27 protein-coding genes are annotated in these 24,990 nt (G+C 58.4%); 16 read left to right on the forward strand and 11 right to left on the reverse strand.

Features of this window, described 5'->3' with window-relative positions; translation table 11 throughout:
- The first annotated feature begins 114 nt into the window (after nt 1–114).
- The 4 genes from coxB to M1E16_RS27325 all read left to right on the forward strand — a co-directional run bounded on the left by coxB (nt 115) and on the right by M1E16_RS27325 (nt 4,498).
- Nucleotides 115–1,242, forward strand: coding sequence for a cytochrome c oxidase subunit II (coxB, locus tag M1E16_RS27310; protein WP_458128828.1), 1,128 nt, complete (start codon nt 115–117; stop codon nt 1,240–1,242).
- Between the two features lie 82 nt (nt 1,243–1,324).
- A complete protein-coding gene (gene ctaD / locus M1E16_RS27315; protein ID WP_305497829.1) occupies nt 1,325–2,917 on the forward strand; it encodes a cytochrome c oxidase subunit I in 1,593 nt (530 codons plus the stop codon).
- Nucleotides 2,918–3,034: 117 nt separating this feature from the next.
- Nucleotides 3,035–3,586 carry a cytochrome c oxidase assembly protein gene (locus tag M1E16_RS27320; protein WP_434654645.1) on the forward strand — a complete coding sequence of 184 codons (552 nt, stop codon included), beginning with the start codon at nt 3,035–3,037 and terminating at the stop codon, nt 3,584–3,586.
- A 24-nt stretch (nt 3,587–3,610) separates the two neighbouring features.
- On the forward strand, nt 3,611–4,498 hold the full coding sequence (locus tag M1E16_RS27325) for a cytochrome c oxidase subunit 3 (RefSeq protein ID WP_458128829.1): 888 nt from the start codon (nt 3,611–3,613) through the stop codon (nt 4,496–4,498).
- A gap of 24 nt (nt 4,499–4,522) precedes the next feature.
- Here the strand turns inward: M1E16_RS27325 and M1E16_RS27330 are convergent, their stop codons facing one another.
- Entirely contained in the window at nt 4,523–4,726 is a 204-nt protein-coding gene (locus M1E16_RS27330) for a twin transmembrane helix small protein (protein WP_458128830.1), read from the reverse strand.
- 70 nt (nt 4,727–4,796) lie between these two features.
- On the opposite strand from M1E16_RS27330, the gene M1E16_RS27335 reads away from it, so the two are divergent.
- Genes M1E16_RS27335 through M1E16_RS27355 form a run of 5 tightly spaced genes read left to right on the forward strand, consistent with a single transcriptional unit; the run spans nt 4,797 to nt 8,702 of the window.
- A complete protein-coding gene (locus M1E16_RS27335; protein WP_458128831.1) occupies nt 4,797–5,534 on the forward strand; it encodes an SURF1 family protein in 738 nt (245 codons plus the stop codon).
- Nucleotides 5,500–6,093, forward strand: a complete 594-nt coding sequence (locus tag M1E16_RS27340; protein ID WP_434654641.1) for a hypothetical protein — start codon at nt 5,500–5,502, stop codon at nt 6,091–6,093. Before M1E16_RS27335 ends, M1E16_RS27340 begins: the two co-directional genes overlap by 35 nt.
- A 10-nt stretch (nt 6,094–6,103) precedes the next feature.
- A complete protein-coding gene (locus tag M1E16_RS27345; RefSeq protein ID WP_434627022.1) occupies nt 6,104–7,183 on the forward strand; it encodes a COX15/CtaA family protein in 1,080 nt (359 codons plus the stop codon).
- Nucleotides 7,171–8,070 carry a heme o synthase gene (cyoE, locus tag M1E16_RS27350; protein WP_458128832.1) on the forward strand — a complete coding sequence of 300 codons (900 nt, stop codon included), beginning with the start codon at nt 7,171–7,173 and terminating at the stop codon, nt 8,068–8,070. The genes M1E16_RS27345 and cyoE overlap by 13 nt, the downstream gene beginning before the upstream one ends.
- Entirely contained in the window at nt 8,067–8,702 is a 636-nt protein-coding gene (locus M1E16_RS27355; protein ID WP_434696393.1) for an SCO family protein, read from the forward strand. The genes cyoE and M1E16_RS27355 overlap by 4 nt, the downstream gene beginning before the upstream one ends.
- Before the next feature lie 233 nt (nt 8,703–8,935).
- Here M1E16_RS27355 and M1E16_RS27360 read toward each other — a convergent pair whose 3' ends face one another.
- On the reverse strand, nt 8,936–9,709 hold the full coding sequence (locus M1E16_RS27360; protein WP_458128833.1) for a helix-turn-helix domain-containing protein: 774 nt from the start codon (nt 9,707–9,709) through the stop codon (nt 8,936–8,938).
- 88 nt (nt 9,710–9,797) lie between these two features.
- Between M1E16_RS27360 and M1E16_RS27365 the strand changes: the two genes are divergently transcribed.
- Nucleotides 9,798–10,682 carry an alpha/beta fold hydrolase gene (locus M1E16_RS27365; RefSeq protein WP_458128834.1) on the forward strand — a complete coding sequence of 295 codons (885 nt, stop codon included), beginning with the start codon at nt 9,798–9,800 and terminating at the stop codon, nt 10,680–10,682.
- Nucleotides 10,683–11,212: 530 nt separating this feature from the next.
- Here the strand turns inward: M1E16_RS27365 and M1E16_RS27370 are convergent.
- The 4 genes from M1E16_RS27370 to M1E16_RS27385 form a co-directional block, all read right to left on the reverse strand.
- A complete protein-coding gene (locus M1E16_RS27370; protein ID WP_458128835.1) occupies nt 11,213–12,025 on the reverse strand; it encodes an alpha/beta fold hydrolase in 813 nt (270 codons plus the stop codon).
- 43 nt (nt 12,026–12,068) lie between these two features.
- On the reverse strand, nt 12,069–12,947 hold the full coding sequence (locus M1E16_RS27375; RefSeq protein WP_458128836.1) for an alpha/beta fold hydrolase: 879 nt from the start codon (nt 12,945–12,947) through the stop codon (nt 12,069–12,071).
- 212 nt (nt 12,948–13,159) lie between these two features.
- Nucleotides 13,160–14,473: an ATP-binding protein gene (locus M1E16_RS27380; protein WP_458128837.1), complete on the reverse strand. Its 1,314-nt coding sequence runs from the start codon at nt 14,471–14,473 to the stop codon at nt 13,160–13,162.
- Complete coding sequence (locus M1E16_RS27385; protein ID WP_018600898.1) at nt 14,470–15,210, reverse strand: response regulator; 741 nt, start codon at nt 15,208–15,210, stop codon at nt 14,470–14,472. The genes M1E16_RS27380 and M1E16_RS27385 overlap by 4 nt, the downstream gene beginning before the upstream one ends.
- Here M1E16_RS27385 and M1E16_RS27390 point away from each other — a divergent pair.
- Both M1E16_RS27390 and M1E16_RS27395 read left to right on the forward strand, forming a co-directional pair.
- On the forward strand, nt 15,193–15,501 hold the full coding sequence (locus tag M1E16_RS27390) for a hypothetical protein (RefSeq protein WP_458128838.1): 309 nt from the start codon (nt 15,193–15,195) through the stop codon (nt 15,499–15,501). The two genes, M1E16_RS27385 and M1E16_RS27390, sit on opposite strands and share 18 nt — an antisense overlap.
- Nucleotides 15,498–15,764, forward strand: a complete 267-nt coding sequence (locus M1E16_RS27395; protein WP_458128839.1) for a DUF2790 domain-containing protein — start codon at nt 15,498–15,500, stop codon at nt 15,762–15,764. The genes M1E16_RS27390 and M1E16_RS27395 overlap by 4 nt, the downstream gene beginning before the upstream one ends.
- Nucleotides 15,765–15,798: 34 nt before the next feature.
- Here the strand turns inward: M1E16_RS27395 and M1E16_RS27400 are convergent, their stop codons facing one another.
- Complete coding sequence (locus M1E16_RS27400; RefSeq protein WP_458128840.1) at nt 15,799–16,041, reverse strand: hypothetical protein; 243 nt, start codon at nt 16,039–16,041, stop codon at nt 15,799–15,801.
- Between the two features lie 12 nt (nt 16,042–16,053).
- Nucleotides 16,054–16,533: a hypothetical protein gene (locus M1E16_RS27405; protein ID WP_458128841.1), complete on the reverse strand. Its 480-nt coding sequence runs from the start codon at nt 16,531–16,533 to the stop codon at nt 16,054–16,056.
- Nucleotides 16,534–16,892: 359 nt separating this feature from the next.
- Here M1E16_RS27405 and M1E16_RS27410 point away from each other — a divergent pair, with 359 nt between their 5' ends.
- Nucleotides 16,893–17,483: a hypothetical protein gene (locus M1E16_RS27410; RefSeq protein ID WP_458128842.1), complete on the forward strand. Its 591-nt coding sequence runs from the start codon at nt 16,893–16,895 to the stop codon at nt 17,481–17,483.
- Between the two features lie 183 nt (nt 17,484–17,666).
- Here M1E16_RS27410 and M1E16_RS27415 read toward each other — a convergent pair whose 3' ends face one another.
- The gene (locus M1E16_RS27415) at nt 17,667–19,859 is read right to left on the reverse strand and encodes a TonB-dependent receptor (protein WP_458128843.1); all 2,193 of its coding nucleotides are present in this window, start codon (nt 19,857–19,859) and stop codon (nt 17,667–17,669) included.
- 704 nt (nt 19,860–20,563) lie between these two features.
- On the opposite strand from M1E16_RS27415, the gene M1E16_RS27420 reads away from it, so the two are divergent.
- The 3 genes from M1E16_RS27420 to M1E16_RS27430 all read left to right on the forward strand — a co-directional run bounded on the left by M1E16_RS27420 (nt 20,564) and on the right by M1E16_RS27430 (nt 23,861).
- Complete coding sequence (locus M1E16_RS27420; protein WP_458128844.1) at nt 20,564–20,902, forward strand: DUF6124 family protein; 339 nt, start codon at nt 20,564–20,566, stop codon at nt 20,900–20,902.
- A gap of 1,167 nt (nt 20,903–22,069) precedes the next feature.
- Entirely contained in the window at nt 22,070–23,668 is a 1,599-nt protein-coding gene (locus tag M1E16_RS27425) for an anti-phage dCTP deaminase (protein ID WP_458128845.1), read from the forward strand.
- A gap of 16 nt (nt 23,669–23,684) precedes the next feature.
- Nucleotides 23,685–23,861 carry a hypothetical protein gene (locus tag M1E16_RS27430; protein WP_223588973.1) on the forward strand — a complete coding sequence of 59 codons (177 nt, stop codon included), beginning with the start codon at nt 23,685–23,687 and terminating at the stop codon, nt 23,859–23,861.
- A 332-nt stretch (nt 23,862–24,193) separates the two neighbouring features.
- Here the strand turns inward: M1E16_RS27430 and M1E16_RS27435 are convergent, their stop codons facing one another.
- Together M1E16_RS27435 and M1E16_RS27440 are read right to left on the reverse strand one after the other, a co-directional pair.
- Nucleotides 24,194–24,490: a DUF7660 family protein gene (locus tag M1E16_RS27435; RefSeq protein WP_458128846.1), complete on the reverse strand. Its 297-nt coding sequence runs from the start codon at nt 24,488–24,490 to the stop codon at nt 24,194–24,196.
- A gap of 176 nt (nt 24,491–24,666) precedes the next feature.
- Nucleotides 24,667–24,885: a hypothetical protein gene (locus M1E16_RS27440; RefSeq protein ID WP_458128847.1), complete on the reverse strand. Its 219-nt coding sequence runs from the start codon at nt 24,883–24,885 to the stop codon at nt 24,667–24,669.
- Nucleotides 24,886–24,990 lie beyond the last annotated feature (105 nt).

The raw sequence follows: 24,990 nt of genomic DNA on the forward strand, positions 1-24,990 counted from the left end.
ACCCGATTGCATGTGCAGCAAGGCGCGGCGAGTCAAGTAAGCAGTCTGGAATGCCGATCCCTTGCCGCAGGCGTTACGCCTACGGGATAACAAGAACGATAAGGGGAACCCGCAATGACGCGACATCCACACGTATGGATGGGCCTCCTGTTGTGGTCGATTTTCAGCCAGGCGCAAGCGGCCTGGACTGTGAATATGGCGCCTGGAGCGACACAGATCAGCAACGCAGTGTTCGACCTGCACATGACCATCTTCTGGATCTGTGTGGTCATTGGCATCATCGTCTTCGGCGCCATGTTCTGGTCGATGATGATGCACCGCCGCTCAACCGGGCAGAACGCCGCCCACTTCCACGAAAACACCCGCGTGGAAATCCTCTGGACCATCGTGCCCTTCCTGATCCTGGTGGCCATGGCGGTTCCCGCCACCGCCACGCTGATCAAGATGTACGATTCCAGCGAGTCGGAGATCGACGTCCAGGTCACCGGCTACCAATGGAAGTGGCACTACAAATACCTGGGCCAGGACGTCGAGTTCTTCAGCAACCTGGCCACGCCTGCCGAACAGATCCACAACCAGAGCACCAAGGGCGAGCACTACCTGCTTGAAGTCGACAAGCCGCTGGTGCTGCCGGTCGACGCCAAGGTGCGCTTCCTGGTGACCTCCGCCGACGTGATCCACTCGTGGTGGGTGCCGGCCTTCGCCGTCAAACGCGACGCCATTCCGGGGTTCGTCAACGAAGCCTGGACCCGCGTCGACAAGCCCGGCATTTATCGCGGCCAGTGCGCCGAGCTGTGCGGCAAGGACCATGGTTTCATGCCGATCGTGGTCGAGGTCAAGAGCAAGCCCGACTACGAAAAATGGCTGGGCGAACGCAAGGCCGAAGCCGCGCAGCTCAAAGAGCTGACCAGCAAGGAATGGACCCTGGAAGAACTCAAGGAACGCGGCGACAAGGTCTACCACACCACTTGCGTGGCCTGTCACCAGGCCGAAGGCCAGGGCCTGCCGCCGATGTTCCCGGCGCTCAAGGGTTCGAAAATCGCCACCGGGCCGATCAAGGATCACTTGAACATCGTCTTCCACGGCAAGTCCGGCACCTCCATGGCCGCGTTCGGCAAACAGCTGTCGGAAGTGGATATCGCCGCGGTCGTGACTTATGAGCGTAACGCCTGGGGCAACAACAAGGGCGACATGGTCACCCCTAAAGAAGTGCTGGAACTCAAACAGGCAGAAAGCCAATGAGCCGCCCTGACGTCTGTTCCCGCAACCGGTCGGGGCTCGTTGCCCCGCGCCGACCAGCCCATTCGTTCGAAGGAGACAGGACATGAGTGCTGTGATCGATGACCACGGTCATGCCGGCGCCGACCACGCCCACGGCCCCGCCAAGGGGCTGATGCGCTGGGTACTGACCACCAACCACAAGGACATCGGCACGCTGTACCTGTGGTTCGCGTTCTCCATGTTCCTGCTGGGCGGCTCGTTCGCCATGGTGATCCGCGCCGAGCTGTTCCAGCCCGGCCTGCAGATCGTGCAGCCGGAATTCTTCAACCAGATGACCACCATGCATGGCCTGGTGATGGTCTTCGGCGCGGTGATGCCGGCCTTCGTCGGCCTCGCCAACTGGATGGTCCCGCTGATGATCGGCGCGCCGGACATGGCCCTGCCGCGGATGAACAACTTCAGTTTCTGGCTGTTGCCGGCGGCGTTCCTGATGCTGGTCTCCACCCTGTTCACACCGGGCGGCGGGCCGAACTTCGGCTGGACCTTCTACGCGCCGCTGTCCACCACCTATGCGCCGGAAAGCGTGACGTTCTTCATCTTTGCCATCCACCTGATGGGCATCAGCTCGATCATGGGCGCGATCAACGTGGTCGCCACCATCCTCAACCTGCGCGCCCCCGGCATGACGCTGATGAAGATGCCGCTGTTCGTCTGGACCTGGCTGATCACCGCTTTCCTGCTGATTGCGGTGATGCCGGTGCTGGCCGGCTGCGTGACGATGATGCTGATGGACATCCACTTCGGCACCAGCTTCTTCAACGCCGCCGGTGGCGGTGACCCGGTGCTGTTCCAGCATGTGTTCTGGTTCTTCGGCCACCCCGAGGTGTACATCATGATCCTGCCGGCCTTCGGTGCCGTCAGCTCGATCATCCCGGCATTCTCGCGCAAGCCGCTGTTCGGCTACACCTCGATGGTCTACGCCACGGCGGCCATTGCCTTCCTCTCGTTCATCGTCTGGGCGCACCACATGTTCGTGGTCGGCATCCCGCTGGTGGGCGAACTGTTCTTCATGTACGCCACCCTGCTGATCGCCGTGCCCACCGGGGTGAAGGTGTTCAACTGGGCGAGCACCATGTGGCAAGGCTCGCTGACCTTCGAGACACCGATGCTGTTTGCCGTGGCGTTCGTGATCCTGTTTTCCATCGGCGGTTTCTCCGGGCTGATGCTGGCCATCGCGCCGGCGGACTTCCAGTATCAGGACACCTACTTCGTGGTCGCGCATTTCCACTACGTGCTGGTGCCTGGTGCGATCTTCGGGATTTTCGCCTCGGCCTACTACTGGCTGCCGAAATGGACCGGCCACATGTACGACGAAACCCTCGGCAAGCTGCACTTCTGGCTCTCGTTCATCGGCATGAACATGGCGTTCTTCCCGATGCACTTCGTTGGCCTGGCGGGCATGCCCCGGCGAATTCCCGACTACAACCTGCAGTTCGCCGATTTCAACATGGTCTCGTCCATCGGCGCGTTCATGTTCGGCACCACGCAGATCTTCTTCCTGTTCATCGTGATCAAGACCATCCGTGGCGGTGAACCGGCGCCGGCCAAGCCGTGGGATGGCGCCGAAGGGCTGGAATGGAGCGTGCCGTCGCCAGCGCCATATCACACCTTCACCACGCCGCCGGAAGTGAAATGAACACGCCAGCTTCGGTGGGAGCGAGCCTGCTCGCGAAAGCGGTATGCCTGGCACACCGCGTCGCGTCTTTCGCGAGCAGGCTCGCTCCCACAGGGTTCTCGGTGAGGAGCGCAGACCATGGCTGACTCGATCTCGCTGAAAAAACTGGTCACCCGCCTGTTGCTGGTGGTGGTGGCCATGTTTGCCTTCGGGTTTGCCCTGGTGCCGATCTACGACGTGATGTGCAAGGCGTTCGGCATCAACGGCAAAACCGGCGGGCAGTACACGGGCGAGCAAACCGTTGATGAATCGCGGCAGGTCCGGGTGCAGTTCTTGTCCACGAATTCGGTGGACATGGTCTGGGACTTCTACCCAAGGGGCGACCAGTTGGTGGTCAAGCCGGGCGCGGTCAACGAGATGGTATTCATCGCCCATAACCCCACCGATCGGCCGATGAGCGCCCAAGCGGTGCCGAGCATTTCGCCGAGCAACGCCGCTGCATATTTCCACAAGACCGAATGTTTCTGTTTTACCCAGCAAGTGCTGCAACCCGGCGAACGCATCGAAATGCCCATGCGCTTCATCGTCGACCGGGACATGCCCAAGGAAGTGAAGCACCTGACGCTGTCCTACACGCTGTTCGATATCACCGCTCGTCATCCACCGGTGGCTGTAAACACTGACCGATAGCGTGCCCGATAAGGAGAACAATAAATGGCAACTCATGAGCACTATTACGTTCCGGCCCAGAGCAAATGGCCGATCATCGCCACGGTCGGGATGTTTGTCACGGTGTATGGCCTGGCGACCTGGTTCAACGACCTGAAAGCGGCGCGTCCGGACTCCCACGGCCCGCTGATCTTTTTCGTCGGCGGCCTGTTGGTGGCCTACATGCTGTTCGGCTGGTTTGGCGCGGTCATCAAGGAAAGCCGCGCCGGGCTGTACAGCGCACAGCTTGATCGCTCATTCCGCTGGGGCATGAGCTGGTTCATTTTTTCCGAAGTGATGTTCTTCGTCGCCTTCTTCGGCGCGTTGTTCTACGTGCGCGTGGTGTCGGCGCCCGGCCTGGCCGGCGAAGGCAGCAAGGGCCTGTCGGAAATGCTCTGGCCGAATTTCGAATACGTCTGGCCGTTGCTGAACAACCCCGATCCGAAACTCTTTCCGGCGCCCAAGGACGTCATCAGCCCGTGGGGCTTGCCGCTGCTCAATACCATCCTGCTGGTCAGCTCCAGCGTCACCGTCACCATCGCCCACCATGCCCTGAAGAAAGGTCATCGCGGCGCGCTGAAAATCTGGCTGGCGATCACCGTGCTGCTGGGTTGCGCCTTCCTGGGTTTCCAGGCCGAGGAATACATCCACGCCTACAAGGAACTGGGCCTGACCCTGGGTTCGGGGATCTACGGCGCGACGTTCTTCATGCTCACCGGCTTCCACGGCGCCCACGTCACCATCGGCACGATCATCCTGTTCGTGATGCTGATGCGCATCATGCGCGGGCATTTCGACAACGAGCATCAGTTCGGCTTCGAGGCCGCGAGCTGGTATTGGCACTTCGTCGATGTGGTGTGGATCGGCTTGTTCTTCTTCGTCTACATCCTCTGAGGCAACCGTTACCAGGGCGGCTCTTTACCAAGGAGCATGGGACACCAACTGGCCGCTGAAAAAGCCCCAGGCGATCAAGCCGACGGTGACGACGGCCAGGCTGACACGAATCGCCAGGGCGATGACCAGACGATTGGAATTGCTCTCGTCCTTGACCAGAAAAAACAAGCCGCTGAACAGGCTGGCAATCGTGGCGATCAGCATCAGGACGATGGCTGCTTTTAGCATCAGGAACACTCCGGGGGAACGCGATGCACGTGAGTATAGCTATCCCGTTCTACAGCTTTCGGCCGGCGCCATGAAAGGCTTCCGGCCGGGCCTCGTGCCGTCGCTGGTGGTGGCCGTGCTGGTGCCGGTGATGGTGTGCCTGGGGTTCTGGCAATTGAGCCGGGGCGAGCAGAAACGCCTGCTCATGGACACCTACGCCGAGCGGCGCGTGGCCAAGCCGATGGACAGCGTGGAGCTTTCTCAAACAACGGATCCGGCCTTTCGTCTCGTCAGCCTGCACGGCCAGTTCGACGCCGAACACAGCCTGCTGCTGGATAACCGCCAGCACGACGGCAAGGTCGGCGTCGAACTGCTGCAACCGTTCCTCGACCACGCCAGCGGGCTGTGGTTGCTGGTCAATCGCGGCTGGCTGCCCTGGCCTGATCGCCGTACGCCGCCAGTCTTCAGCACGCCGGAGCAACCCATCGACCTGCAAGCCTGGGTCTACGTCGCGCCCGGCGCCACGTTCCAACTGCACGCCGACCCGGCCAGCGCCCCGTGGCCGCGGCTGGTCACCGCTATCGAACCGCAGAAGCTCTGGGCCGAACTGGGCCGCGGCGGCTTCGCCTACGAATTGAGGCAACAAAGCGGCCCTGGCGCCTACCGGACCGATTGGCCGGTGGTTGCCATGGGCCCGGAAAAACACCTTGGTTATGCCGTGCAGTGGTTCGCCATGGCGGCGGCGCTGTTCGGCCTTTTCCTTTATCTCGGATGGCACAACGCAGGGAGACACCATGGGAAGCACCATGAATCCAACCAACATGTCTGACGCGCCCGACGCACGCCGCCGGCGCAAGGGGCGCGTGCAATTGCTGTTGATTGTGCTGGGCGTGGTCGGCCCGATGATCCTCGCCACCGGCATGTACAAGTTCCAGTTCTGGGTCCCGGACAGTCGCAGCTATCACGGCGAGTTGATCGGCAACGGCCAGTCCCGCGCGGACATCGGCGTGCAGGCCGACGAGCAGCGCTGGCAGATCCTGGTAACAGCGCCGCAGGAGTGCTCGGTGGATTGCCGGCAACTGGTGTACCTGGCCCGGCAGGTGCAGATCGGCCTGGGCCGTGAGGCCGGCCGCGCCAGCCATGCCCTGGCGATAGCGCAACCGCTGGAGGCGGAATACGACGCCCAACTGCAGCGCGAATATCCGCAACTACAACGTTATCCGCTGGACCTGCCGGCCTATCAGAAAGGCGCCCAGGGCTCCGGCGGCGCCCAGTTGTGGATCATCGACCCCCACAGCAACCTGGTGCTGCGCTACGACGCCCGGGTCAAGGGCAAAGACCTGCTCAACGACCTGCGCCACCTGCTGAAATTGTCCAACATCGGATAAGGGCATCGACATGGCCAAGCCTGGATTTCGCCTCGCGCTGTTTGCCACGTTGCTGGCATTGATTGTCGTACTGTTGGGCGCCTACACCCGCCTGACTCACGCCGGCCTCGGTTGCCCCGATTGGCCCGGTTGCTACGGTTTCATCAGCGTGCCCAAGGGCGAAGCCCAACTGGCCCATGCCGAGTTGCATTTTCCCGACACTCCGGTGGAAGCCCATAAAGGCTGGAACGAAATGGTCCATCGCTATTTCGCCGGTGCGTTGGCACTGATGATTGCCGCGCTGGCCGCCCGCGCCTGGACGAACCGCCGGCACCCCGGCCTGCCATTAAAACTGCCGCTGTTCCTGCTGGCGGTGGTGTTCGCCCAGGCGGCGTTCGGCATGTGGACCGTCACGCTTAAGCTCTGGCCGCAGGTGGTCACCGGGCATTTGCTGGGCGGGTTCGCGACGTTGAGCCTGCTGTTTTTGCTCACGCTGAGATTGTCCGGCGTGTTGCCGGCGCTGACCGTGCCCAAGCGCCTGCAACACTGGGCCACGGCTGGGCTGTTGCTGGTGATCGGCCAGATCGCCTTGGGCGGTTGGGTCAGCTCCAATTACGCCGCGGTGGCCTGTATCGACTTTCCTACCTGCCACGGCCAATGGATGCCGCCCGCCGATTTCGCCAATGGCTTCCACCTGACCCAGCACATCGGCCCGAATTACCTCGGTGGGCAACTGGACAGCGACGCCCGCACCGCCATCCACGTGACCCACCGCATCGGCGCGTTGCTGGTGACGGTGGTACTGCTGGGGCTGGCCTGGCAGCTCAAGACTGTGGGCATGACCCGACTGGCGGGACTGGTCCTCGCCGCACTCGCAGCGCAAATTACCCTGGGTATAAGCAACGTCGTGTTTCATCTGCCGCTGCCGGTGGCGGTGGCCCATAACGCTGGGGGCGCCGCGCTGTTGCTGAGCCTGGTGCTGGTCAACTATCACGCCCGGACCAGCCTGGTCCGGGTACGGCATCAGGTCCCGCTGCGCTGGCGCTTCAATCCGCCTGAACACGGCGTCGGCCCCATCACGATCAAAGGAGAGATGCCATGGCAACCCTGACCGGTACACGCCACAGCCAGGCGATCTGGCGCGATTACCTGGAGCTGACCAAACCCAAGGTGGTGGTATTGATGCTGATCACCTCGCTGGTCGGCATGTTCCTCGCGACCCGCGCGGGAGTGCCCTGGACGGTGCTGGTGTTCGGCAATCTGGGGATTGCGCTGTGCGCCGGTGGCGCGGCGGCGGTCAACCATGTGGTGGATCGGCGTATCGACGCGGTGATGGCGCGCACTCACAAGCGGCCATTGGCCGAGGGCCGGGTCTCGCCGGCCGCCGCGCTGACGTTCGCCCTGGCACTGGCGCTGGCCGGCCAGGCGATGCTGCTGGTGTTCACCAATCCGCTGACCGCCTGGCTGACCCTGGCCTCGCTGCTCGGCTACGCGGTGATCTACACCGGGTTTCTCAAGCGCGCGACGCCACAGAACATCGTCATCGGCGGCCTCGCCGGCGCGGCGCCACCGTTGCTGGGCTGGGTCGCGGCCACCGGTCACGTCAGCGCCGAACCGTTGCTGCTGGTGTTGATCATCTTCGCCTGGACGCCACCACATTTCTGGGCCCTGGCGATCCATCGCAAGGAGGAATACGCCAAGGCTGATATCCCGATGCTGCCGGTGACCCACGGCGAGCACTACACCAAGATCCATATCCTGCTGTACACCCTGGTGCTGCTGGCGGTCAGCCTGATGCCGTTCGTGATCCAGATGAGCGGATTGCTGTACCTGGCGTGCGCGCTGGTACTGGGCGCCAAGTTCCTGCAATGGGCCGTGGTGCTGTACCGTGGCAGTCGGCCGCACGCGGCGATCAACACGTTCAAGTACTCTATCTGGTACTTGTTCCTGCTGTTCATCGCCCTGCTTGTAGATCACTACTTACTGTTGAGCCTATGACCCGAACCCAGAAAACCGTCTTCATCCTCGTGGCCGTGATCGCACTGATTCTCGGCCTGACCATCAATAAGGTGCTGTCCGGCAAAGGCCAGGGCGACCCGACCGCACTGATTGACGCTGGCATCATCCTACTGCCGCAAAGCCGCAACCTGCCGGACGTGAAAATGACCGACCAGGACGGCCAACCAGTGACGATGAACGAGCTGAAAGACAAATGGAGCCTGCTGTTCTTCGGCTACACCTTCTGCCCGGACATCTGCCCGACTACCCTCGCCCAGCTGCGCCAGATCAAGAGCGAGCTGCCGCCCGAGGCGGTGGCCAAGTTGCAGATCGTGCTGGTGAGCGTCGACCCGAACCGCGACACGCCCAAGCAACTCAAGCAGTACCTGGGTTACTTCGACCCGCAGTTCATCGGCCTGACCGCCGCCTCGGTGCAAGACCTGCAAAAACTCGCCAACGCGGTAAGCATCCCGTTCATCCCGGCGGACACCAGCAAGCCCAACTACACCGTCGACCACAGCGGCAACCTCGCCGTCATCGGCCCGGACGGCACCCAACGCGGGTTTATCCGTGCGCCGTTGAATAATCAGAAGTTGGTGGCGCAGTTGCCGGAGATGCTGAAACACAAATAAACGATGCAAGACCTGTGGCGAGGGAGCTTGCTCCCGCTCGGTTGCGCAGCAGCCGCAAGACCGGACGATACGGTTTGCCTGAAGAAATGCAGGGGCCTGCTGCGCAGGCCAGCGGGAGCAAGCTCCCTCGCCACAAAAGCTGCTCTGCGCCAGGTCGCTTTACAGACCCTGACTCTGTTCTTGATGGTGGCTTTGAGATCGACGCAATGTGTAGCGAGGATCATAAAGGCTGTTCACAGACGGTTGGAAAAGAGGATGCGTAGATCATCACCAGCAAGCACGTCAGTCGGCTTGACCCCCAGTAGCTTGCGGCAACTTTTGCTGAAGTGGGCTGAGTCGCTGAACCCCGCCATCTGCGCGGCTTCGGTGAGCGATAGCCCCTGGCTGACAAAACTGACCAGCGCGCGCAGACGCAGCCACACCCGGTAGCGCCTCAGCGGCAGCCCCATGGCCTGGTTGAACAGTGCAGAAAGGCGGCTTGGCGACAGACAAACGAGGGCCGACAGTTCCTGGGTGGTGAAATTGCGCTGGGGCTGCGCCTGCATCGCATCCAGCACCTTGAGTACCCGTGGGTCTGCGTGGTTCGACTCGCCCGTATCGGGCAGCAAGCGCATGGCGATTTGCCCGAGAAGGGCTTCGCCTTCCCGCACATCGCGGCCCGTCAACCCTTTGAGTTCCGTCAGCCAGTTGCCAGCGCTCGGCCCGGGATCGCTCAAGTGCTCGGTAGATAGGTTGTAACGCAGCAGCAACTGCTGGTAGAGGCGGCTCTGTTTCTCAAAGAACAACACCGCCACAGGTTGCCCGGCAAACGCCAAAGCATGCGCGACACCTGCTGGCACGAATAACTGATCGTAACGCTGCCATGGGCTTGCGTCGGTGCCCCGTGCCTGAATCGGCGCCTGTAACCCCAGGCATAGAGCGCTGGCGCTATGTCGATGGAGGCTGATGTCGGGTAGCGGCCCGACATACAGGGTGAGCTGATTGCCCAGGATCAAAAAATTCTGCACGGCGTCCTCAAGTCAGTTGGTTCTTACAAGTCGCTCGCCCTGGCTGCCACTACATTGGCCGGAACTCCACAGCACTTGAGGCAGCACAATGAATGCATACGCCAGCGGCTTTCTTGCCGCGCCGCATCAATTCATCAGTATCGAAGGGCTGCGTTTTGGTTATCGCGACTATGGAACAGGTCCGGTACTGCTGATGCTGCACGGCTGGCCACTTAATGGCGATACCTTTGCGCCGTTGGTCGATGCGCTTGCCTCAGGCTTTCGTTGCATTGTGCCGGATCTCCCTGGCGCAGGCATGACAGCCTGGTCAACAGAACATGATCTGAGCCCCGCCGGCCAGGCGCGTCTGCTCCAGGGTTTACTTGCGGCCTTGGGCATTGCGCAGGGCTATAGCCTGTTGGGTAATGACAGCGGCGGTATCGCCGCCCGCTACCTTGCACTTTGGGACGCCAGCCGCGTGGCCAAGTTGATTCTGCTCAATAGCGAAATACCTGGGCATCGCGCACCCAACCAGCGTCTGTACAAACAACTGGCGCGTTGGTTACCGGGATACGGCGCGCTTGCTCGCATCCAGCTAAGAAGTGCTGCCTATCTGTGTTCGAAGCGGGGGTTTGGCGGAACGCTCTACGATCACCAGCACTTGCTCGGCAGCTTTCATCGGCGCTTTATCGCGCCGCTGATCCAGTCCGCGCAGAGCATGGAGCAAGCCCGGTGCGCCTTTATCGCAGTGCTCGATTGGCCGCAGCTCGATGCCTTGAGCCGTCTTCATGGCCAGATCGAGGCGCAGACCTTGCTGATCTGGGGGCGGCAGGACGATACCTTCCCTGAGCCGTATGCCATTGAGATGAGCCGAAGCTTTGCCAACCTTGGCGGCTTTATCAGCATCGACAAGGCCAAGTTGTATGTTCATGAAGACCAACCAGAGCAGGTGATTCAACACCTCAAGGTCTTTCTGCTGGCAAAGCAGGAGTAGGGTGGAGTGATACCGGAGCTGGGCTCCTGGTTCGCCGGCTTTGGCTTAAGCACACCCAGAGTGAAGCGCAGAGCGGTGACTGCCGGTCAGTTAAGCCACAAACCTGTGGGAGCAAAGCTTGCTCGCGATGACGCCAGCCCAGACACCGCCCGTGGCGAGGGAGCTTGCTCCCGCTCGGCTGCGCAGCAGTCGCAAAACCGGGCGATGCGGTTTGCCTGGAGGAATGCAGGGGCCTGCTGCGCAGGCCAGCGGGAGCAAGCTCCCTCGCCACAGGGGGGTTGTGTCGAACCGAATACCGAGCCCAAGGCTGCACACTGTGCGCCGCCATGGTGAGTGACCTGACATTTGGTCTGGATGGATCGAGGCGTCATGTGGCGCAGGGTACTAGCCGCTGATTGAGCTGAGGTCGTGGAACCGCGGCAATAGTATTTATGCCCCAACGAAAAAACCCGGCCACCTGTGCCGGGTTTTTGGTTCTTCTCGAAGACAAACGGATGAGGCTTTTAGGTCAGTCGCCCCACTTTACGCGGTCATCCTTTGGAACTGGCCTGCGCCGCTTCAACAATCAGCTCCGCAACTTTCCCCGGATTCGACGTCATCACCACATGGGACGCACCTTGAACGGTGACGGTCTTTTTCGAGCCCGCGCGTTCGGCCATGAACTTCAAGGCGGCCTCGGGGATGTTCTTGTCCGCCGAGCCGTAGATGAACCAGGACGGCAATTTTTTCCAGGCCGGTTCGCCAGACGCTTCCTTCAATGCAGCCTCGCTGATGGGGCGTTGTGTCGCGGCCATCAGCGCGGAGTCAGCCGCTGCGACGTCGGCGGCAAACTGTTGGCCAAATTTGTCTTGCTGGATGTAGAGATCCTTATTGCCGTCGTCCAACTGCACCGGAGCAGCCAAGGTCGGGCCAAGGGTGCCGCCAGGGTAGCGACCGGACAGCTCGATGGCGGTTTCGCCCTTGTCCGGCGCGAAGGCCGCGACGTAGACAAGTGCCTTGACCTTGGGATTGTCGTGCACGGCGTTAGTGATCACGGCGCCGCCGTAGGAATGACCCACCAGAATCACCGGGCCGGCGGTTTGCTCGACGATGTCCGCGACGTAATCGGCGTCCTGCTTCACGCCGCGCAGCGGGTTGGCCGCGGCAACGACCGGATAACCCTGGGTCAGCAACTGGGCGGCAACGCCATTCCAGCTGGACGACTCGGCGAATGCGCCATGCACCAGCACGATGGTGGGCTTGGCGGCATCGGGTTGCGCGGCGGTTGCGCTTTGGACGGATGTGAGTGCCAGCGCAGCGGTGATGGTGACGGCCAACAGCGATTTGATAGTGAGCATGATCATTCCTTTTTTCATTGATTAGAGGGGTGACGCCGCAGCGATGGGTTCACTTGGCCAGGAAGTCCAAGAGATCCTGGTTTAGGCGGTCCTTGTGGGTGTCGGTCAGGCCGTGCGGCGCACCCGGATAGACGATCAACTCGGCGTTCTGCACCAGCTCGGCGGCGGCATGGGCGGAGGCGTCAATCGGGACGATCTGGTCATCGTCGCCATGCACGATGAGTGTCGGCACATCGAACCTGGCCAAGTCGGCGCGGAAGTCCGTCGCCGAGAACGCCGCGATGCAGTCATAGGTATTTTTGTGGCCCGCTTGCATGCCCTGCACCCAGAACGAATCGATCAGCCCTTGGGAGACTTTCGCCCCGTCGCGGTTGAAGCCGAAGAACGGCCCAGACGCAATGTCGCGATACAGCTGTGAGCGGTTGTCCAGCGAGGCCTTGCGCAGGCCGTCGAACACCTCGATCGGCAAGCCGCCTGGGTAGTCTTCGGTCTGGAGCATCATCGGCGGAACGGCGCTGATCAGGGCGGCCTTCTTCACCCGGTCGGTGCCGTGGCGGCCGATGTAGCGGGTGATTTCGCCACCACCGGTCGAGAAACCCACCAGGGTCACGTCGTTAAGGTCCAGGGCGTTGATCACAGCGGCCAGGTCATCGGCATAGTGATCCATGTCGTTGCCTTCCCACGACTGGCTGGAACGGCCATGGCCGCGGCGGTCGTGGGCGATTATCCGATAGCCTTGGTCCGCCAGGAACAGCATCTGCGATTCCCAGCTATCCGAATTCAGCGGCCAGCCATGGCTGAAGGTGACGACTGGCCCATCTTTCGGACCCCAGTCCTTGTAATACAGCTGTACGCCGTCCTGGGTGGTGATATAGCTGCCGGCCTGGGCTGGGTTGGCTGCTTGAGCGCGTTGGGACTGGGTATTCATCGCAAGATCTCCTTAGGTCAGGGCTCGCCATTCGGGGGATCCGATGGCGAGTTGATGGGGAGAATTCTTGCAGCGGCATGTATACCGGAAATGTTCGACACCCGGCCGTTATGCGTTTTTTTGCGTATGTAGATGCGCTGGATACAGTGGCTTACAAATGCATGCCGATGATCCGGCAGTAGCGGCTGCACGTGACGTGCAGCCAGCTCGGCCTACTGATCGACGCCGAAGTCGAGGGTCACGCAAAGACCGCCGCCGTCGCGGTTGCGCAGGCTCAGTGAGCCACCAATCGCGACGGTCAACTGTTGAGCGATGGCAAGCCCCAGGCCGGTGCCGCCAGAGCTGCGGTTGCGTGAGCTTTCCACCCGGTAGAACGGCTTGACCACCTCTGCCAGGATTTCCTCGGGAATGCCCGGCCCTCGGTCGAGCACACTGATGGAAACGCCCGTGCTCGCATCGCCGTGGATTTCCACCTCGGCGGTGCCGGCGTACTTCAGCGCGTTATCCACCAGATTCACCAGAACACGCCGCAGGGCATGGGGCCTTGTCTCGATGATCGCGCCGTTCTGGCCGCGCAGGCTGACCTCGCGGCCGGTGTCCTGATAGTCACACACCAGGCTGTCGAGGAAAGAATCCAGACTGATGCGGCAACTGGTCTCCGTCGCACCATGGACACTGCGCGCATAAGCGACACCCTCGCGCACCAGGTGCTCGATTTCGTTCAGGTCGTTGCCCAGTTTGTCTTTCTCTATCGAGTCGTCCATGAACTCGGCGCGCAGCTTCATGCGCGTGATGGGCGTCTGCAAGTCGTGGGAAATGGCCGCCAACAACTGCATGCGCTCTTTCAGGTAAGCGGCAATGCGCGCCTGCATGCTGTTGAAGGCCCGGGCGGCGTAGGCCACTTCCCGTGGACCGGTTTCGTCCAACGGCACGGGATGGGCGTTCGGGTCGAGGTTCTCGACCGCCTCGGCCAGTCGACTGAGCGGGCGTATCGCGATCCGCACGGCAAGCCAGGTGCAGCCGATCATCAACAGCAACTGACCGACCAGGGCAAAGGGCAACCAGGGCGACAACGGCCTGACCGAGGGACGCACATCGATGGTCACCGGGCTGCCGTCAGCCAATCGCACCTGAGCTTGGAAATGCTGGCGTGGACCAGGGATCTCGACAATGGTCAGGTCATAGTTGCGGCCCAGCGAGACTTGAAGGGATTGCGCCGCCGTCGCCGCGAGATCGTTCGAAGTGAGCGGAATGCCGGGGTCGTGCTCCCGCAGCAAATAGTCATAGTTGCGACGCTGCAGACGTTTGGTCCATTCCAGGCGTTCGGCGGCCGGCAGACGGTCGAGGATGGCGATGGAGGTCGCCGTGTCGTGCTCGAAATTGCCCAACATGGCCGTCTTGGTGCTTTCGTAACGTTCGTAGTACTGGGCTGCGAATGTCAGGGCCTGGGCCAGTATCAAGCCGACAAGGAACACCAGCCACAGCCGCGAGGCCAGCGTGCGGGGCCATTGCAACGCGAGTTTCATGCCTGCTCCTCAAGCATTTCCACCGCAAAGGTAAAGACGTACCCTTCGTTGCGCACCGTCTTCAAGTAGAGCGGTTCGCGTGCGTCATCCAACAAGCGCTGGCGCACGCGGCTGACCAGCAGGTCAATGGAACGGTCGAATATGTCCGCGTCACGGCCCTGCGTCAGGTTGAGCAACTGGTCGCGGCTCAGTACCCGCTGAGGATGATCGAGAAAGACCCGCAGCAACCGGTACTCGGCGCCGCTCAGCGAGACCAGCGTGTCGTCTTCATCGAGCAGATGGCGGGCGGTGGTGTCGAGGCGCCAGCGGCCGAACTTCAGCATGCGGCCGCTTTCGCTGACGACAAAATTCGGTGGCAGCATGCGGGTGCGCCGCAGCACCGCGTTGATGCGCGCAAGCAGTTCCCGGGCCGCGAAGGGTTTGGCCAGATAGTCATCGGCGCCCATTTCCAGGCCAATGATCCGGTCGGTCTCGTCGCTGCGAGCCGTCAGCATCAGCACCGGTGTCGCCTTATGCTTGCCGGCGCGCAATTCGCGGCACAGCAACAGCCCGTCGTCCCCCGGCATCATGATGTCGAGCACGATCAGGTCGACCTGGTTGGCTTCGAGAAAGGCCCGCATCTGGCGACCATCCGCGACCACGGTGGTGCGCAGGCCATTCTTCACCAGGTAGTTGCCGACCAGCTCCCTGATTTCCCGATCATCATCCACGATCAATACGTGATCGACATGTTCCATGCCCTGCTCTCCGAAATGCGCGCATCGATTGCGCAGTGTGACGATGCCGTGTTGCCGGTTGGCTACGCACCGTGCGTTCAGCTTATCCAGCCCTGGATCAAGCCAGAGCCAAGCAAAAACAGTGGCGATTGTATCGATCTGTATCGCAATTCACCTCAGATACGTAACGCATCCAACCACGGCGTTTTTCGACACAGCCGAGATACCGCACGGGCTTTTAATGAGCGCCATCGAGACAACAAGCATCGCCTCGATGAAGCCATCGAACTCATTGAAGGGAAACGACCATGAACCTGAAAACCATCGCTACTGCTTGCCTGATCACTGCCCTGAGCGCCGGCGCGTTACCCGCCTTGGCCCAGGACAAAGCGGCCGGCGAAAGCTATTCCTACGGTACTCACCTGGACGTCGACAAAGTGATCTCGCTGACAGAAGACAGTAGCCAGAATTGCGGGTTGGTGAATGCACAAATCACCTACCTTGATTCGATGGGTGAGCAGAAAGCGCTGACATATCTCAAGCATGCGGCCAGCTGTAACAATGAAGGGAGTTGAGGGGTGGTGGTGTGGGCGCTTGCAAAACGCCCTCTCAGCCAACCTCCTCAAACCGCCGCCGCTTCATGAACAACCCCATCCCTATCGCCACGGCAAAAGCCGACAGCAACCCCAGATCAAACCCCAACAAGCGGTTCTGACCTGCCAAAAAGCAGCCAACCGCACCCGCCGCCACCAACGCCACGCCTAGCCACTTGCGTAGCAGATAGGGTTTGAGGAATCGATCAAGCAGAAAGGACACCACTAAGGCAATGACCAATTGAGTAATTTCGGACATGTACGTCTCCGGTCAGGTCTTGATGATCAATGTCGAGAGGGTGCGTTGCGGGCCGATACCGCCGTTGACCTGCGCCTCAATGCTGACCAGGACATCTCCAGCATGGTAGGTGGGCAGGATTTCATTGGCATACATGCGCACACCGGCCCCTACAGATGCCGCCACGTAATAGGGGGCCCCGGCCTTGGCGGCGGCAGTGGAGGCCGTGGTTGCAAGGTTGGCGATCGTGGTGCGCTGGGCGTTGAGGGCATCGCCCTGTTGTCGAGTCAGCGGCTTGGAGATGCCGATCATCATCACGCAAGGCAGGCCCCTGGCCTGCATCTTGTCGTATACCTCGACGACCTTGCTGTTGACTTCATAGTGGGCTTTTTTTGCCTCGCCAAAATGCAGCTCGCGCAGGCGCCCACGTTCGCTGTCGGTGAGGGTGATCTGGGATACGTTGAAAACGATCCCGTGATTGCCCATGTATTGGAAAGTCCCTTCAAATTTCATCGCTCGTTTCCTTTTCGAGGTAAAAGGTGGCGATTCTCTATAACGGGCGTGTTGGATTCAAATCATTTCGTCTTGCTGGATGGAGTAGTTGTGGAGTCGGTCAGTGAACAGCCAATCAGGTCGTGTCGGCTGTTCGGCGGGCTGGTATTGAAGCCCGTTCCTTTTCGGTTCTATACAGCCTGGGCCAGAAGCGGTCACCGAGAAGCGTAGCCAAAGACTTGAAGTGGCCCGTGATAACGAGAAAAAAACGGTCAAAATGAAAGGCTTTAAACATGAAGCCTGCCGCCTTTCTGATAGCATCGGCCTCCCATTCAGTTGGTCAATGCCGACACATGTTTTTGGACACATGGAGAGTGACAGTGAAACTCCTAAATATCCTACTAGCCGGAAGCTGCGCCGCGCTGATCGCTGCCTGCAGCACTGCAGTTCCCTATGAATCATCTGAAGATTTAGCCCGCATAAAACAAGATCTTCACTTGGAGCATTTACCGTCAGTAATGCTCCCTCTGAAATGGTCTTATTTTGAGTATGGCGTTCAAAAGGAAGGTGTGGATACGGTAGATACACTAGCGCTGGTCCAACCCGGCTTACTCACGCTTGTCGGGTATGAGAAAGGCCATTACGTTCGCCAGGCTGAATTCACCAGCGCCTCAACTGACTGCATGTACATTTTCAAGGGTGATATAAGCGCGCAGCCGGTGTGGTTATTGAAAGCCGATCGCCCCGTATTTCTTACTACCGGCAACAACAGAGGGCTTATTGACGTCCCCCTACGAAAAAAGCTGATCGATGAGATGACAGCCGCCGGCTTCCGTCCTCACATCGATGCCCAAGGAAAGCCCTATCAGCCAACCGGGATCACTGAACGCAAGCTCGCTATGATGACTGGGTATGGGCAGCGCGTTGAATTAATGGACCAAAATCAGGTTTACAACGTCTGCAAAAACTAAAGTTAGACGTTGAGCTTCCGCTAAGAGATTGGCCCGTCTGCTGCCCTGGCAATGAGGGGGCGGATTTATTTCCGATGTTAAATCCGCCCGCCAGGAGAAATGCAGAGGTCTGTTGCGCAGGCTAGCGGGGGTTGGACGTCCCCTCTTTAGTCTCAATATTCCAAGCCTTCCTCAGATGAATACTCAGAAATCAACAGTCCCCGAAAACTTCACCAACCGCGGATCACCCTGCGAGAGGTAGCCGCCGTTTGCCGAGGCCCAGTAGTTCTTATCGGTAATGTTTTCCACGTTGACGCGCAACGTCAGGTCTTTCTCCGCGAACTTCATTTTATAACGTGCGCCAGCGTCGAAACGGTTCCAGGTGGGCAAGCTCAGGTTGTTGGCCTGATCCGCGTATTGCCCGCCGGTGCGCAACATCCTTGCGCTCAGAGCGGCGCCTTCGATACCCGGGACATCCCAATCCACGCTGGCATTGAGCTGGAACGTCGGCACGCCAATGGCGTGATTGCCATCGTTGCGGCCGCCCGCGGTTTTCTTGAGTTCGGACGTCATGCGGGTGCCGCCGGCCATCAAGCGGAGGCCTTCGATGGGCTCGCCGAAAACGCTGATCTCCAGTCCCTTGTTGACCTGCTCACCATCGCGCACATAGAGCCTCTGCGCGTTGTCGACGTAACCATCGGAAGGTTTCTCGATGCGGAAAACACCCACGTTGGCGCCGAAGGTTTGCATGTCCAGCTTGATGCCCGCTTCCAACTGTTTTGTGCGGCCAGGGGGAAAGGCTTCGCCCAGGTTGGTGATGCCTGTACCGGACGCCACCGGCCCTTTTGCAAGGCCTTCGATTCGGTTGGCGTAGAGCGACACGCTTTCCACAGGCTTGTAGACGATGCCGTAGACAGGCGTGGTAACGGCTTCTTCGTAGAGCGAGCTACGGCTGCCATCGTTTGCTGCGTTGGCGGCACCGTTTGAGGTGCTGCCATCGTACTTGTAGTTTTCGACACGCAACTGCTGACGACGTACACCATAAGTGACCAGCAATTTGTCATCGAACAAGCCCAACGTGTCGGAAATCGCCAGGCTACGGTTGCGGGTTTTGCCGGTGACGCCGGGATCGCCCATTTCACCGCCAGTGCTGGACACCGCTGTCGGTTTGGGAAGCTTCGGGGTGTCGTAGAGATTGCTGTTGCCGGTAACGGGACGATAGAACGTGTAGGCGTTTTCCTGCTCGGTCCAGATCGTTGAGCCGCCAATAGCCACCTGATGGGAAACAGGGCCCGTGTCAAAGCGCCCGTTCAACCCGCCACTGAACGAGGTATTGTCTTCGTTGTGCGGAATTTCCGAGCCACCGATCGTCGCTACGCCGTTATTGCCTACCAATGTCGGTGTGGCGTAGACCCCGGTTTCTCGGGTGTGCTTCACACCGCCAGCCAGGTAGGCGGTCCAGTTTTCGTTCAGATCCCAATCGCCACGAACCATGCCGAAAGTGTCTTCGGTTTCCGAGTAAGTCCAGTCTTGTCCATAATTGTGGCTAGCGTGCGGAGCCGTGGGTATGCGGGTGGCGTTGCCGATGTTCACCGAATTGCGCAGTCCATTGATACGCTGTTTCTGATACCCGAAGTCGGTGGAAACGCGGAAGTCATCACCCCGATAGTCCAAGCCCGCAACGAACAACTTGGTGCGCTGATCCTGGTCGTCGATCGCTGTTTCACCTTCGCGCTGGCTCAGGTTCAACCTGGCGCCAAAGCGGTTATCCTCGCCGAATCGCTGCCCGATATCCAAATGCTCGCCAACGCGGCCATCGGTGCTGATGTCCTGCGTATAACGACGAGTCGGGACATCCTCCGCGCGTTTGGGCTGCAAGTTGACGCCACCGCCAAGACCCGAACCCGTCGGACTGACACCGTTGATAAACGCGTTGGGGCCCTTGAACACCTCGACACGCTCGATGGCATCCGTCGACAGAATCTGGCGCGGTAAAACGCCATACAGCCCGTTGTAGGAAATGTCGTCGCCGCTAAGCGGCAAGCCGCGAATCACGAACACTTGGGACTGGTTACCAAACCCATAGGACTGACGCACCGACGGATCATTGAGCAGCACATCACCCACGTCTTCGGCTTGTTGATCTTCAATCAGCTGCGAGGTGTAACTCGTCATCACGAAGGGGACATCCATGTTGTCCTGATTTCCCAACACCCCCATCCGGCCTCCCCTCGCCACCTGACCGCCCGCAAAGGGCGCTGGCAGCGTGTTGGAATTGGCTTTGATCCCATCGGCAGTAACGTCGGTCACTCCCAATTCAATAGGTTCTGCGGCCTGGATAAGAAAACTGACTGAGCAGCACGCGGCAAGCAACGTAAGGCGGGATGGAAATGGCATGGAGCGAGCACCTGCGGGAAAACCGGAATTCGATGTCACTAATGCTAATGATTCGCAGATGGATTATCTATAAGCAACGGCCACGTTGCCATAAAGATAGGGAAAGCGGTTTGATCAGCCCCCCGTGGCGAGGGAGCTTGCTCCCGCTCGACTGCGCAGCAGTCGCAAAACCCGCCAATGCGGTTTGCCTGAAGAAATGCAGGGGCCCTGCTGCGCAGACCAGCGGGAGCAAGCTCCTCACCACAAGAGATTGTGTCAAACCGAATACCCAGCCCAACGCAGCTCCCTGTGGGAGCGAGCCTGCTCGCGAAGAAAACACCACGGTTCCCGAGCAAAACAAGCCGCCCGCATCACAAGTAGTCTCGCGCCTACAGACCCTGACCGCCGCCCCTCCGGCAACCCACGCATCCTTGCGCCTTTGCCTACAACTACGCCAGAATCCGCCGGCTTGTGCGCCTAGTTCCTGGGTTCTATTGTCGTCCTGCCACTGCCCATCAGTGGTCGGGTTTAGTAGCCCGGTTAAGGATACGGTCGCATGAGTCTCATCAGTCGGGCATTGCCCTCACTCGATGGTGGCTGTGCGCATGGCGCCTTCGGGCGCGCCGGGTTTTCCGTTTTCCTACCGGTCTACTAACTTGCGCACAGTTGCCTCCCTTTCGTTTAGTAGCGAGACGGTAGCGGCTACTAACAAAGGAAACGTGAACATGTTCAAAGAAACTCCGAACCAGCCAGAGGCAGGTTCCACCTCTACCTCCGCAAAATCCAAAGCCAAGCAGCAAGACGAAACCACCGAACCGAAACCGGAAAAATCCCAAGACGACCTCAAACCGGGGCAGCTATACACCGTCGTGGAAGGCCTCGATAACGAATGCCTGCTCGCCAACCTCAGCGAAACCCTGGCTTCGGCTGATGCGATGGTGAGTGATCTGGCGTTTGATCTGGATGGGTCGAGGCGTCATGTGGCGCTGGGGATTCAGCAGTTGATTGAGCTGAGTTCGTTGTTGGCGGATAGGGTATTGGATAATGTTGAGCCGCGGCGGTAGGTAAGGGTTTGCCGATGAAAAAACCCGGCGTTTTGCGCCGGGTTTCTGTTTGCCTCTGCCCTTCGAGAATGACCGTAAACGGCCAGAAGTGGACGCTAAGAGCAGGAGAAAAATCTATATCGCTTCTTTCTCGAGGTGTTTCAGTGGGAGGCGGATACGTGCGTTTCCATATATTTTAAAGGGTTGTGAAATTTCGCGCTCTAACTCAGCTTCCTAGGGTAGGATTGAATTAGGGCGATCCTCGCTAAGCCAGGACGTCTTAGGGGGGTGACTCCTCTGACTGCGACCCCGTCAGGCCGCTTAAGGTGATTGTGTACGAGCCCGTTCCCGGCGGTGCCGATCGGATACCTCAGACACTGGAGCCGATGCTTGCGGCCATTCGCGGTAAGCCAAAAGCAAGCGCCCGGCAAGGCGCTTTATAAATAACCAACCCTTAAAAGTTGGCAGCGCTGTCAGCACTTCGCAGGGCTTTTGCCATGTTCAAGTTGCAGACAAAAGCGGTACAGGTGGAAGTCAGTCTTTGGGCGCTAGCATTTATTGCTAACGGTCTTTTAGACAGATTTGTTTCCTAGGCTGATGGGGGGAGGGATACCTCCCCCCTGATCCTGGCCATCCACTTCGGTCACGCGTTCAATAGCCAATCCAAGTTGGTTTGGCAAATTGGACTCATCATTTTGCACCGTATCCCCCATTCCGGGTTCTCCGTAACTTTACCCTCCTCTAGGGTGATATTGATGTTGGACGTAAGCTATCAGGTTGACTCTGCTTGTCGTAATTGACCACTTATGACCAAGAGTGTAAAAAACGCTTCGTTAAAATTGAAGTTTGCGCGTCTATGCGAATTCTGAAAATTATCGGCTGCTCAGCCGATCTGGATTTTGCGTAGAAATGCGATTTTCAGTCCAGCACTGGGCTCCAATCGCGCTGAAAACCGTTTTTACACAGCCTCGGCCGGTAGCAGCCGTTCATGACTGAGTGCTTTCGAGGTTTGGAAGCACCGAAGCGAAAGAATCTCTCAGCCGATGATATTCGCCTTCCGGCAACAGGATATTTGAGAAAAACTAGCTAAGGTAAAGGTTGGAGACACAGGCGCCGTGAACCGATAAGTCATCCTGCTCTCCTTTGACGCATTCTTCAGACCGATAAAACTAAAAATTTGGTGATGTGATGGCCGAAAAATCCACAGGAGGCAGAAGCCGAAATCGGCGAAAACTTGATCAGGGCTCGCCCGCCGAAGTGGAGGTCTCCTCTTTAACTCCCAAGAAAGACCCCGAACTGGTCTTTGGGTTAGTAGGGCCGATTGGCGTAAACCTTGACCCCGTTATCGCGGTATTGAAAAGCCAGCTTAATGGCCTCGAGTACACTCCTCATGTCGTGAGGCTCAGCGAACAAATAGAAAGCTTTTTTGATATTTTTCACAACTCGAAGCCTGAAGCTGAACGCATAACTGCGCTCATGGACGCGGGAACGAGACTCAGGGTTGAGGGTAACGAGGGCGCCGCAGTAGCGATGCTGGGATTAGCAGCAATCCGCCAACTTCGAGATGACCACAGCGGTGGAAAGCCCTCAAGACACGCGTTTATTTTGAGGTCATTGAAGCATCCTAAAGAAGTTGAAATGCTCCGGGCCGTGTATGGAAAAGGATTTTTTCTTATTTCGGTCTACTCACCTCGGGATGTCCGCGTAACCGCCTTATCTGAAAAAATAAGCAGATCCCAGTTTGGAGTGGGAACTAACCCACGTGCCATTGCCGAGGCGTTAGTTCAAAAGGATGAACAGGAAGAAAGCGTCCCTCTCGGCCAAGATGTAAAAGATGCTTTTCCCTTAGCTGACCTTTTTGTTGACGGGAGGAACAAATCAACCATAGATTTTCAAATAGGTCGTTTTCTACAACTTATATTTGGGAATTCCTTCCTCACACCCTCACGCGACGAGCATGGCATATATCACGCTAGATCTGCCGCGCTGCGGTCAGCAGATCTAAACCGACAAGTCGGTGCTGCTATCTTGAAACCAGAGGGAGATATTATCGCAGTAGGATGCAACGACGTCCCTAAGTCCGGAGGCGATTTGTATTGGCCGGGGGATAAAGATGACGCTCGTGATTTCCAAAAAGGTGTCGACTCAATGGCAGACGAGCGGGTACAGGTTTTGGGAGAAATGCTCGAGCGCCTAAATACAAATGGCTTGCTTTCCGCCAAGGCAATAGAAAAAGATATTAGCTCACTGGTACAAAATTTGATTTCCGGGACAGACAAAAAAATACTTAAAAATAGTAGGATAATGAATATTCTAGAGTTCGGCAGGAGCGTTCACGCTGAAATGGCTGCGCTGATGTCAGCCGCACGCTTAGGGGTGTCCGTCGCTGGGGCGACGTTGTACTGCACGACATTTCCCTGCCATATGTGTGCTCGGCATATTGTGGCGAGTGGTATCAAGCGTGTCGTTTATATCGAGCCGTATCCGAAGAGCAAAGCCAAGCAGTTACATCAGGACTCGATTAGCATTGATGCCCCGACCGCATCGAGAACCCAAGTGAATTTTGAGCCGTTCCAAGGCATTGCCCCACGTCAGTATCAAGAAATTTTTGAGCCGAGTCGGCCGCGTAAAGATGACGATGGGAGGGCCGTAGACTGGCGGGAAATGGGTCATCAGCCCCGTATCGTTCGGTATATCGACACCTACCTTCAGCTTGAGCAACTGATAGTCGGTCGTGAAATTCCAAACCTTCTTGCGAAACTAGATGTTAAACTCTCAGCAGACTGAATACGGAGCGGGGAACATGAAAAAGTCAAGTGTATTGGCGCAGCAGGTCATCAAAGCTCAACAAGCCATGCAAGAATGGCCCGAGTCAATTAGATCTGGGCTGAGACTTGAAAGTTCCGTCAGTTTTATTGTTCGTGACTCTAATGAGAAACAAGAGCCTGCATCAGGCACGAAAAGTCGTAACACCCGGTGATCCCCTTAAATATTTAAGCATCTCGGGTTAATACAACGGTCGCTGTTTTTATTGCTAGCGATATTTTGTTAACTTGCCACACTTAGATAGTGATTAAATAGGTAGCGTGTTAGATATTGAGGTGAAGTAATTTCAATGTCTATACATCCAATGCAGGGGAAAAGGGGACAGATTTATTTCCAGCAAAATAAATCTTTCCCTTTTTGATCATAGGCTGCAAACGGCCATCGGCCACGTCCGCAAGCAACAGCTTCCTACCCAGGCCGTGTGAAACGCGGCCGAGCAGTTCAGGATCTGCGGTTTAAAACAGCATAAGTCGATAATGCCTGGTCTCACTCATAAAACTTACCAGCTAGCAAAATGGCCGCACAGCGTTGCCATACGTTTGAGCTACTAGCACTTGCAGGGGAACTCCGTGAGCTGGCCGTCGCCCATGCTGCGGCAGCATCAAGAAAGGTATCAATAGAGCCGTTTTCCCATCCCAACGCCCCCGGCCCATAGGGAGACGATGGAGAGGTCTTCTCCAGCAAACGCTCCTCGGCGAAATCCATACCTAGAGCCTCAATGAAGCCGATGAATGATTGTTCGTCGTCTACGGTTTTCAGTAGCTCATCAAGATTTATGGACATGGTGACCTTGGGAATATGTGATAACGAAGTGCGAAAACGGGACACGGAAACGGCGGCAGACGTTATCAGACAGTCCGATTACAGGTGAGCCCGTATCCAACTAGCAGGTTGATAATCTCGAACAGAACTTCGGTGCAGTCCAATCCTATCGGCCGTTCTCGCCAGTTAGTCGACTACTACCTAAATTTGAAAGCTCGGGAGATCAAGGCTGTAGCTTTTTTACCATCAGCCTCATAGAGGTCGGTCAGCAATGTCTGATCCGCAAGCTTATGGAGGTTGAAAAAGTTGTAGAAAGCCTGACCGAGCCTCTGTTGCGGGAAGGCGTCTTGATTCCACTGAACCAGAAACTCATCGTAAGCAGCCATCTCGATTTCCAATGCTGCATCGCTTTCCATATGCACCTCCAATGGCCCCTTAGCGCTGATCAGAGCGTACGTAGCCCGTTTGGCTGGCGCAAGGAATGGTCGCTGGCCGCTCTCTGCCGGTGACGACATTCAAAA

Source organism: Pseudomonas sp. Z2-11, from assembly GCF_054161305.1.